This is a genomic window from Acinetobacter sp. YH16031 (assembly GCF_013417335.1).
Lineage (GTDB): Bacteria > Pseudomonadota > Gammaproteobacteria > Pseudomonadales > Moraxellaceae > Acinetobacter.
Genome location: NZ_VPED01000049.1, coordinates 1 through 10346, shown reverse-complemented (window position 1 = coordinate 10346; position 10346 = coordinate 1). Strand labels below are relative to the sequence as shown.

Below are 10346 nucleotides of genomic sequence, written 5' to 3'. Positions count from 1 at the left end.
TGCATATATTGCAGAAATTACTCAACGCTTGAATCATCGTCCAAGAAAAAGACTCGGCTTTAAAAGTCCGAGTCAGGTATTATGGCAACAACATGGTGTTGCACTTCAAATGCTAATCTAAGAAATTAAAAATAAATAGGTTTTAAATTATTAAAATCATTATGCTGAAAAAAACATCATTTGAATAATAATGCATGGGATAAATCAAACAATAAGATCGACAATTTGAATAAAAGTGACTCAAAATAGTGATCTTTTTAAATACACAAACCTCCAGATACCACTTTGTAACTGATAAAAATTAACCAGAATTAAACGAAATTGAATATTTTTTAAACTAAATTAGCATAAAAACGCAAATCCTCACTGAAAAGTGCTCCTATTCTTACCTAATATGAAATCGTCGCACTATTTAGGTGCGCTAAAAAAATACCTGCAACAAATCTTAGGAAGAATGCTTGAATATAGTGCATTTAGTTTAAGTCACAGTATAATAGCGACAAGGTATTTTTATCTTCCTATGTTTTCTTATAAAGATTTCAAGATTTTAGATATACTTTTAAAAGTTGGTACGCTAATTGCTTAATAGATACCAACTTCTAACACGCACTTTGCGAGTGCAACAAAAAACATCGGAGCAAAATGAGCATGGCGAACAAGGTCCTTCAACTCATACAAGAAAGTGGCGCGAAATGGGTCGATTTTCGCTTTACTGATACCAAGGGTAAAGAACAGCACGTTACTTATCCAGCAGACAGTATTGATGAAGATACGTTTGAAGACGGCAAAATGTTTGACGGTTCTTCAATCGCAGGTTGGAAAGGCATCGAAGCATCGGACATGATCTTACGTCCAGATGCAGAAACAGGTTTCATCGACCCGTTCTTTGCAGAGCCGACAGTTGTTGTGACTTGTGATGTCATTGAACCTTCAACTGGCCAAGGTTATGACCGTGACCCACGTTCAATCGCTCGCCGTGCAGAAGAATATCTGAAATCTACAGGTATTGGTGATACTGCTTTCTTTGGCCCAGAACCAGAGTTCTTCGTATTTGACGAAGTAAAATGGGACATCGATATGTCTGGCGCGCGCCATACATTAATCGCTGAAGAAGCTGCATGGTCTACAGGTAAAGACTATGAAGCTGGTAACTCTGGTCACCGTCCACGTGTGAAAGGCGGTTATTTCCCAGTACCACCAGTTGATTCTTCTCAAGATATGCGTGCAGATATGTGTGCAAAAATTGAAGAAATCATGGGTCCTGGTCGTGTAGAAGTACATCACCACGAAGTTGCATCTTGCCAGTTAGAAATTGGTGTGAGCTTCAATACCATGGTGCGTAAAGCTGACGAAGTACAACAGTTTAAATACGCAGTTTGGAACGTTGCGCATCAATATGCAAAAACTGCAACCTTTATGCCTAAACCAATGGTAGGCGATAACGGTTCTGGTATGCACGTTCACATGTCGATCTCTAAAGATGGCAAAAACCTGTTTGCTGGTGATGAATATGCAGGCCTTTCAGAAATGGCATTGTACTTCATCGGTGGTGTGATCAAACATGCTCGTTCATTGAATGCGATCACTAACCCATCTACAAACTCGTACAAGCGTTTAGTACCACACTTTGAAGCACCAATTATGTTGGCTTACTCTGCGCGTAACCGTTCTGCTTCTATCCGTATTCCATACGTTTCTAGCCCGAAAGGCAAACGTATCGAAGCACGTTTCCCTGATCCAATGATGAACCCGTACCTAGGTTTCGCTGCATTATTGATGGCTGGTATTGACGGTATCCAGAACAAGATCCATCCAGGTGAAGCTGCAGACAAGAACTTGTATGACCTACCACCTGAAGAAGAAGCAAAAATCCCAACTGTGGCACACAACCTAGAAATGGCGCTTGATGCTTTGAAGGAAGATCATGACTATTTGTTAAAAGGTGGTGTATTCACCAAAGACATGCTTGATGCATATATCGAATTGAAAACTGAAGATGTACGCCGTTTGAACACGACAACTCACCCAGTTGAATTTGATATGTACTACAGCCTGTAATTCTGATCTGAATTTCACTGTAAAAAAGACCCGCCTTTATGCGGGTTTTTTTTGTATGATGCTGTTATTGATCAAAGATATGAAGTTATGGCACAACGTAAAAGACATACCGGCTTTTTTCCCTGGATTGATCCTCAGGATCATAGCAAAGGCTTTAAACTGAATTTTTCTGAAGTGACCTATGTAGAAGTCGCTCGTACACCTGAAGGCTATAAGCAGGTCGAGTTTGTGGCATTACGTCATCCTGAACTGGCTCTGGATTATGATTATCCACAAAGTTTTTATCTCACCACAGATGGCATGATTTTGAAAAAGCTGCCAAATGGAAAATATGAAGTGATTGCCAAGACAGATAATGCCTAATCGTGAAGTTGATAACGTTGTGAGTGTAAAATTCAAAAAATCGCATGGACAGCAGATACCTGCCGCGCTTCGAGAATGGCTGTATGCCTCAGGATCATTGACGCAGCAATTAACGGATCTGGCTGGTGGGCAGTTCCGGGTAGAACCACAGCAAGAGCATTTTCAGCGTCTGGAATTTGTAGATGCGAGGTGGATGCAGATGCCACATCAGCATACGTCCTGGGTGCGGGAAAGCTATTTATATGGCTGTGAAGAGCAGCCTTGGGTCAAAGCTAAAAGCATATTTCCAATTTTAAGCTTACAAAAACGTGCGCGGATTTTTCAGCATATTGGATCGAAGCCTATTGGCTGGCTATTATTCCAGCGTACCAATCCACAGTGTGAACGACGTGTGATTTATCTAGAAGAGGGCTGGACCCGCCAGAACTGCTATACTTGGCATGGTTGTAAATTTATCGTACAAGAAACATTTTTACCGGCATTTGAACACTTTATACAAAATCAACAGGCTTAACTTGATATGGCAACTGCACAAGCAATTACCTGGCGTGAACGTCTGAGCGCCTATTATTATCTTTGTCGTTTTGATAAACCAATTGGCACAGAGCTGGTCTTTTGGCCGACCATGTGGGCACTATGGGTCGCAGCAAAAGGTGTCCCTGATTTCAGTATTCTAGTGCTAATGATTCTAGGTGTAATTTTTATGCGCGCAGCGGGTTGTGCCATTAATGACTTTGCCGACCGTAAAGTGGATGCGCATGTAGAACGCACCAAAACTCGCCCATTGGCCACCGGTATTATTAGCGCTAAAGAAGCAGTGATGGTCTTTCTGGTGCTCGTCGCAGCCAGTGCCTGCCTGTTATTTTTCCTGCCGATAGAAACCTTTTACTGGTCTTTTGGAGCTTTGTTTTTAGCGTTCATTTATCCGTTTATGAAACGCTATACCCATTTGCCGCAGGTGTTTTTGGGAGCTGCGTTTTCCTGGTCCATTCCTATGGCCTATACCGCAGTGGGACAGACACCGGACTTAACCTGCTGGCTTCTCTATTTTGGCAATCTGGCCTGGACCGTGGCGTATGATACGCAATATGCGATTACCGATCGTGAATATGATTTGAAGATTGGGGTAAAATCCACAGCCATTTTATTTGGTCAGCATGATATTCAGATCATTAGTACCTTACAGGTTCTAAGTCTGGTCTTGATTGGCACGGCATTATGGATTGAGGATTTGCTTGTTCCATTTGGCCTGATGGGGCTTCTAGCTGTCGCAATTGATTTTATTTATCAATGGTCAAAAACTCGAGATAAGGACCCGCAGCGCTGTTTCTGGGCCTTCCGTCATAACCGCTGGGTGGGACTGATGATTTTCCTTGGAATCTTCACCGCACTTCTGTAACTGCACCTTGTCGATTCATAACAAAAGCATCCTATAAGGGTGCTTTTTTTTATGCTTAATTCAAGATTCTTCATGAAAATCATAAACAACAATAAGGGATTAGAATATGAATAATGTAGTGAAAAACGGTTTCAAAAAAACCTGTCTGGCACTGGTATGTTCCATGTCATTGTTCATGACTGCGTGTAATGACGATGATAATGATTCGTTCCGACCCCAGGAAAGGGTGTTTTTAAGTCAACAGTCTTATGATGAGGATACCTTGCCTGAAGCGGCGGATATTCAAGTCATACGCTATAATATGCCAAACGTAAATGGTGAACGGGCTGAAGCGACAGCCATGGTGTTTTATCCAAATACACCTCAACCTCAAGACGGATGGAGGGTGGTGGTTTGGGAACATGGCACGGTGGGTAGCGGTGATTCTTGTGCACCAAGTAATAACCAGCTGAATAATAATTTTAGAGGACTGGCCAGCAGCTTGCTTGCACAGGGATATGTGATTGTTGCACCCGATTATGAAGGATTAGGTACTCGGGGGATTCATCCTTATTTAAATTTAAAAAGTGCGGCACAATCGGCTATCTATGCAGTAAGAGCCTTTAAAGAACAACAAGGAAATCGATTTAATGGTGCCTGGGTCTCAGTGGGACAATCCCAAGGAGGACACGCATCACTTGCCACAGCCCAGTTTGCCGATGAAGATCCAAATTATAAGGCAGCAGTTGCAGCAGCTCCGGCCTCAAGTCTGGGTTATATTATCAGTGAAGTAGCACCGCAAGCGCTTAGTGCCTTGGTTGAGGCTGGGCAAGATAATGCTGCGAAAGCAGTCTATGCAGAATTACTGGCATATGCAGCTTATGTTGCTGTCGGGATTAAAGCTTATGAACCAGGCTTTAACTATCGCAATATATTTTCAAGCCGTGCAGGGATTGTGGCTGAAAAGGCGGAAGGCACGACTGGAGAAAATGGACTTTGTTTAGGGCCATTGATTACTGAATATGTGCAAGATATTGATGATTATCTGGTGAATAATCCAGAAAAAACGGTCGTAGACTATCCGGGATTAGTAGAAAACTTCCAGAATAATTCGTCGGTTGAAAAGTTCCTAGAGAATAATCAGCCAGCAACTGAAAAAATTAATGTTCCTGTGATGATCATTCAAGGTACTGCAGATAGAGCTGTTCCGTATCCAGTGACAAATACATTACAACAAGGCTTGAAAGATATGGGAACCACAGTGACTTTTGTGCCGGTACAAGACGCATCACATACTGAGGCTATTGTAGAAAGCAGAACCCAGTTGCTGACCTTCATCAATACCTATATGCCTTCAGGTATTTCTGTCAGTCCTTAATCCTAAAAGGAGCTTCGGCTCCTTTTCTATTCCTTGTGATGCCAGGCCTTGAGCAATCATTTAAGTTTGTTATAGTGGCTCAGGATTATAGGTTATCAGTATAGGCTTGTTATGTCACAACAGACAAAACCCCGCAGTATCAAAAAACTGCTTATCTTTGGAACCCTAGCTTTATGTGTGCCGATTTTTTTAGTTACGATGGCATTTCTGGCAGTTAATAGCGATGCGAAAAATCAGGAAAAATATAAACAGCAACAGGCAGATATGATTGCCCGGATTGAAGCGCGCGAAGCGGCTGAAAAATCAAAGGCAGAGCAGGAGGCTCAAGCAACCCAAGCTGCTTCCGAAGCTGAAACGAATTCCTCTCATTAAACTATTTATCTTAAATCTCTTTGTAGCTGCCGGCTCGTTGGAATTTCAGTGTAGCGGACGACCGTATAGCCGGCAGCAATCAGCATCGCATCGCGTTCAGCATCTTCCTGTTCCTTGCCAATATGGGTTGTTTTCCTAATTTCATAAATTTAGTTGTCAAATAAAAACAGTCAATTTCATATGAAATTACATAGTAGAAAAGAGAGCAAATTTAATGAATAAATTTCACTCATTAAAGTCTTAATTTTGATAGGCTTTGTGGCACATATACTCAAAAGCTAAATTTTCCCCAAGTTATCTAAATTTAAGTGACAACTTGGGTGTGTGGACGACCTAATTCCTTAAGTCTATTTAACACTGCCACACGTGCATGAATCATATTTACCTGACTAGGAAAACTTATTGCTGTTAATTTATTGCAATACATCTTGGTTTCCACCAAGATCCGATGATGATAGCCTGATCATTTTTTCTATAATGTTCTGCCTAGACTTTTAATTATTCGAAGTAATTCATTTCGCTCCTGAGAATGAAATTTTTTATCTTTCCTAATCTTCATCTTTTTCTAGGTGGAACCAATGCATGCGGCCGCTCCGCAATGACCTGGCGGCATTGTTTCATATCATATGCTCCGTCTGTATAGACGGAATCTATTTGCTCACCCAACGGAATTTGATTAAGTAAATATCCAAGGACTTGCGAATCACTCACGTTGTTGGTTGTAAGCTGAACTTTTTTTATTTGCAGGGTTTTAGCATCTATACCAATATGCAGTTTACGCCACTGGCGACGATATCCAGGTTGGTGTTTCTTATGTTTCCATTCTCCTTCATCTAAAAACTTTAGACCTGTTGAGTCAACGAGTAGATAAAGCCCACTACTGCTTTTTTGATAGCGAAATGCAATATCAATTTACTTTTGTCTTCTACAAATAGTGGAACAATCTGGAGCTGTCCGATCTAGACCACACAGTTTAATGAGACTTTTAATAAAGCCAGTGGCCATATGTAAAGACAGACGAAATAAGGATTTAACCATTAAGCAAACTGGATAGCTGCATCAGAGTAAGTTTGATTTCGACCTTGTTTACTATTGGTTAGTGCATACCACTGAATCTTGGGATCAAACCAAATGGCAAAATTTTCGCGATTAATAAGAGCTCTGTTGTATGAAGACTAATTGGTTATACGGTAAATTTTAGGTGTAGGCTTATGCATTTGAAAATTATATTGTGGAATAAGCCTTTAGAGATAGGTTTGTGCAACAATACCTCTTAAAATTGATAAATCTTCACTCAATGGAACTTCCCTTGTTCCAATCGCCAGTCACACAACCAAATACCTAGCCCATCATGCACCACACGTTCATATGATGACCACGTTATTACAGAACAGGTAGGCGTAATGCGGTTTTATATAGCCAAAGGCTATCAGCACTTGAACCATAGCCGTATCCATACTCGCACGCATGTCCATCGGCTGGGTAGAGAGCCAGATTTCATCAATACGGATCATGTCGCTATGGGAATAAGAATGAAAATTAATCGAATTGACCAATACTAAAACTAAACTAGTGCATTGAACAGCTTGTAATTAGTCATATAATATCCCAGTTAATGGATTGATATGTCTTAACCATGATTTTTGTCATCGTGGTAACTCTGGGCAACATGGCTTGCCGCCATAATATTTGAAATTGAACATTCAATAGATGTCCGCAAGCCATCGAAGAGTTGAACCTCGTTAGAGGTTTGAAGATAGTCCAATATATTTTCGCTCAAGAATTCTATAATTGCTTTGGGATTTCTGATTCTAAATTGGTCACTTTCAGCCAATTTGATGAGATGTGACAGGTCTGGAAATGCTTTACTACCCGCCAGTTTGAGTGCCATCTGATTATCAATTGATTCATAGATCAGGGTATGGGTAAGATCAAAGGGTGGTGAAACAAAAATGTTCTTCATATCTGAGGAATATTGCAAAGCAAAGTTTTTAAGATGTGCGTCGCCATTACCGATTAAACAGTTGAATACGATGTATTTATACATTTTTTCAACTTCAGCTACGCTACCCGTATATAGATAAGTTGCTTTCAGAAGAGTTTCATAGCTACTTGTATATTTTGCACATGGATCATTTGATTTTTTCATGAGCGTCGTAAAGTCTTCATAGCCTAGTTTTGTACCATCACTGGTTTTATCAAACCGTTCTACCACATAGGTTTCTAAATTTTCAGACAAGTAAGTCTTTGGTGGCTCAAGCCCACAATGCCGTGCAGCCTGCATACAGACAAACTCATTGACGGTAAGTAATGGAAATTCGGAATCAAAGGACTTAACAATCAAATCCCTTTGCTGAACTTTGTTATCCGATTGAACAGTATATGCATCCGGAATGCTTACCTTGGGCTGCATCCCAGCCAATGAAGTCCTGAGATAGTATTTTTCTAAGAGTTGTGGGAAAAGGGGCTCTTTACTACGATAGGATAGAATTTCACTTAAGTTCAAAGATTCTACCTCGGGAAAATTTAACTCACTTTTGTATGAGAGTATGCCGATGCCTTGATCACCTTGCAGTGCCAATAAGTACATGTCATTGACCTTGGTATATCTTGAAAGCTTTTCAACTATTAATCTACGATTGAACCCTTCAGGAATATTCTGCGCAAATATTGGATGGAGCGGGCCTGAAGAATAACCATCCATACGTTTCCGGGTCATGGTAAGTGACACATGCTGTTTTTCTTGTAATGGCTGATAATGGTGAACTGAACCATAGGTTAAGACACCTAATTCAGTTTGATTGGCACGCACCATGATATTGGTGATTTTTGCAGGAAGATTGGTTTGAGAATTCATTCATCCTCCTCAGCAAACATATTTTCAATCTCATCCCAATGGGGCAGGGAATGTTGCTTTGGAGATACATCAAACTGCAAACCAACCGCATCAAGTACACGTTCAAATATGTCAAATGAACCCGTAAAACGTCCATTCTCGATCTCAGAGATTGTAGTTTTATTGATTCGGATCAATTCGGATAGTTTTTGCTGTGTATAGCCAAGGTCTCTTCGTTCTATACGAACTTTTTTTCCAATTTCTACTCTACTCGCCATAGTAATTCGGCCACAATATGTTAGCTATATAGCTAATATAATATATTTAGTATATGAAGTTATCTAATTAGCTAACAAATTAACGTAATATTATTCTGCTTTTTGATTACTTAGATCTAAAAATAAAGTATTACAGAGATTAAATCATAGGAAGGAGGCAAGATGAGCTAGCATTTTGCCTCCGCCAGACCGAAGTCAAAGTTGAATCATGAACTATACTCATCTTATTCAAGAAGAAAGATATAAGATTCAAAACTTTTGTAAGTCTTTAATAAATCGTAGAACTTCTAACTTCTGCTCATTACTTAAAGTATGACTAACTTGTATTATTTCTGCCAATAAATCGTTTTCTACATAAAAATATGCTGTTGGTAAATCTAAAATTTCTGCAATTTTGGAAGCCATTAAAAAATCAGGAACATGTTTTCCACGTTCATACTGATTCATACGCGCACTAGCAGAAGATTCATCAATTCCAGCCAAGATCCCCAAGCGCTCTTGTGAAAGTTTTTTTGCTTTTCGCGCTATACGAAGTCGTAAGGCAAAAACATTTAAATTATGTGTTGGCATTAAACATAAGCACCCACCTTAAAACTAAGATTTTCTTAGTTTCAACTTGAGTTATTACTAAGGATTCCTTAGTATTGTGAAATCAAGAAGTCGACATTACATTGCCCGATGGTAACTTTTGAACAAGCTTGCCAGATCTGCGTTGATCTCAAGAGCCTATTTTTGATCCTCTACCAATTGTTAAAGTTATGATTCTATATACAGTTCAACACTAAGGTCATCAACTCTCTTTTGCTTTAATTGTGCTTATCCATGTCAAAATATACTCTACCTTTTTACAGTGATTTTTTTCACATTTTACTGAATCATGAAATCATCGAATGGCGAGCGAATGACTTTATAAAGGCTATTTTTAATGATAGACAATTTATTGAACTCTCTGAAAAGCAAAGTATTTATAGAGGCTTAAATATACTAGTAAAATGCAATTTTCTTTTAACAGTGAGAGACAAGGATAACCGTAATATTTTTAGATACAGCGAATCTTCTTATTTAAAATCCTATCGAAATGTTGAGAAAGTAAAGAAAGTCAAAGAAGCATTAATTGAGGAACAAAAGAGTTTGGAAAATGCACTCGAAAGACGTAAAATCGAAAAAGTTTTCATTGAAAATATCATTACTAAAAACCCAGATCTACAAGGTTTTTTCGACAAATATGAGAATGTTATATCTAAAGAGTTAAAGGAATTAGAAAATAAGAATAGTTTTATAGTGAATATTTTCAACGATATTGAAAATGATCAACATGAATCATTCTAAAGAAGGAGAACTACAAGTTATATAATGCAGTAATTCACTGCCGCATAAACCCAACCAGAATTGGTTCGAATATATGCGAAGTCAGCAACCGACAAGCGATTTAGGATGATCTGCTCTAAAATTCCGTTTCACCAAGTCAGGTACACGTTTTTGTTCATCTCAGCTCTGGGTAGTATATTTATTCTTACCACACCAAACACCATGTAGACCTAGCTGTTGCATCAATCGGTAATCCTCCCATAAATAACCGAAGTTAAAAGTAGAGGTTAAGCAGCCATTAGAGGTGGCTTTCCTTTGTTAGCTAGATGTGGTCTTTCATGGTTGTAATGCCACAACCAGTTTGTTGCATAATCT

Annotated in this window: 11 protein-coding genes and 3 pseudogenes; 8 read left to right on the top strand and 6 right to left on the bottom strand. The window is 39.4% G+C overall.

Annotated elements, in window-relative coordinates:
- Nucleotides 1–642 precede the first annotated feature (642 nt).
- From glnA to FTV31_RS14830, 6 genes are all read left to right on the top strand, one after another.
- Nucleotides 643–2058 (top strand): type I glutamate--ammonia ligase, encoded by a 1416-nt coding sequence (glnA, locus tag FTV31_RS14855; RefSeq protein ID WP_180015588.1) that lies wholly within the window; start codon nucleotides 643–645, stop codon nucleotides 2056–2058.
- 87 nt (nucleotides 2059–2145) lie between these two features.
- Entirely contained in the window at nucleotides 2146–2421 is a 276-nt protein-coding gene (locus FTV31_RS14850; protein ID WP_180015586.1) for a hypothetical protein, read from the top strand.
- Nucleotides 2414–2935, top strand: a complete 522-nt coding sequence (locus FTV31_RS14845; RefSeq protein WP_218948744.1) for a chorismate lyase — start codon at nucleotides 2414–2416, stop codon at nucleotides 2933–2935. Before FTV31_RS14850 ends, FTV31_RS14845 begins: the two co-directional genes overlap by 8 nt.
- 6 nt (nucleotides 2936–2941) lie before the next feature.
- Nucleotides 2942–3820 carry a 4-hydroxybenzoate octaprenyltransferase gene (ubiA, locus tag FTV31_RS14840; RefSeq protein ID WP_180015584.1) on the top strand — a complete coding sequence of 293 codons (879 nt, stop codon included), beginning with the start codon at nucleotides 2942–2944 and terminating at the stop codon, nucleotides 3818–3820.
- A gap of 106 nt (nucleotides 3821–3926) precedes the next feature.
- Complete coding sequence (locus FTV31_RS14835; RefSeq protein ID WP_180015582.1) at nucleotides 3927–5177, top strand: S9 family peptidase; 1251 nt, start codon at nucleotides 3927–3929, stop codon at nucleotides 5175–5177.
- 111 nt (nucleotides 5178–5288) lie between these two features.
- On the top strand, nucleotides 5289–5549 hold the full coding sequence (locus FTV31_RS14830) for a hypothetical protein (protein WP_180015580.1): 261 nt from the start codon (nucleotides 5289–5291) through the stop codon (nucleotides 5547–5549).
- A 5-nt stretch (nucleotides 5550–5554) separates the two neighbouring features.
- Here the strand turns inward: FTV31_RS14830 and FTV31_RS14825 are convergent.
- Nucleotides 5555–5683: pseudogene (locus FTV31_RS14825) on the bottom strand (DUF559 domain-containing protein); the annotation flags it as partial.
- Between the two features lie 170 nt (nucleotides 5684–5853).
- Nucleotides 5854–6766, bottom strand: a pseudogene (locus FTV31_RS14820) (IS5 family transposase).
- 186 nt (nucleotides 6767–6952) lie between these two features.
- On the opposite strand from FTV31_RS14820, the gene FTV31_RS14815 reads away from it, so the two are divergent.
- Nucleotides 6953–7111, top strand: a complete 159-nt coding sequence (locus FTV31_RS14815) for a hypothetical protein (protein WP_180015578.1) — start codon at nucleotides 6953–6955, stop codon at nucleotides 7109–7111.
- Between the two features lie 68 nt (nucleotides 7112–7179).
- Here the strand turns inward: FTV31_RS14815 and FTV31_RS14810 are convergent, their stop codons facing one another.
- The 3 genes from FTV31_RS14810 to FTV31_RS14800 all read right to left on the bottom strand — a co-directional run bounded on the left by FTV31_RS14810 (nucleotide 7180) and on the right by FTV31_RS14800 (nucleotide 9233).
- Complete coding sequence (locus FTV31_RS14810) at nucleotides 7180–8406, bottom strand: type II toxin-antitoxin system HipA family toxin (RefSeq protein ID WP_180015576.1); 1227 nt, start codon at nucleotides 8404–8406, stop codon at nucleotides 7180–7182.
- On the bottom strand, nucleotides 8403–8663 hold the full coding sequence (locus FTV31_RS14805; protein WP_004695714.1) for a helix-turn-helix domain-containing protein: 261 nt from the start codon (nucleotides 8661–8663) through the stop codon (nucleotides 8403–8405). Before FTV31_RS14805 ends, FTV31_RS14810 begins: the two co-directional genes overlap by 4 nt.
- A gap of 249 nt (nucleotides 8664–8912) precedes the next feature.
- Nucleotides 8913–9233: a helix-turn-helix domain-containing protein gene (locus FTV31_RS14800; RefSeq protein WP_004695717.1), complete on the bottom strand. Its 321-nt coding sequence runs from the start codon at nucleotides 9231–9233 to the stop codon at nucleotides 8913–8915.
- Between the two features lie 252 nt (nucleotides 9234–9485).
- On the opposite strand from FTV31_RS14800, the gene FTV31_RS14795 reads away from it, so the two are divergent.
- Nucleotides 9486–9992 (top strand): hypothetical protein, encoded by a 507-nt coding sequence (locus FTV31_RS14795; RefSeq protein WP_004695718.1) that lies wholly within the window; start codon nucleotides 9486–9488, stop codon nucleotides 9990–9992.
- A gap of 38 nt (nucleotides 9993–10030) precedes the next feature.
- Here FTV31_RS14795 and FTV31_RS14790 read toward each other — a convergent pair.
- A pseudogene (locus FTV31_RS14790) lies at nucleotides 10031–10220 on the bottom strand (IS3 family transposase); the annotation flags it as partial.
- Nucleotides 10221–10346 lie beyond the last annotated feature (126 nt).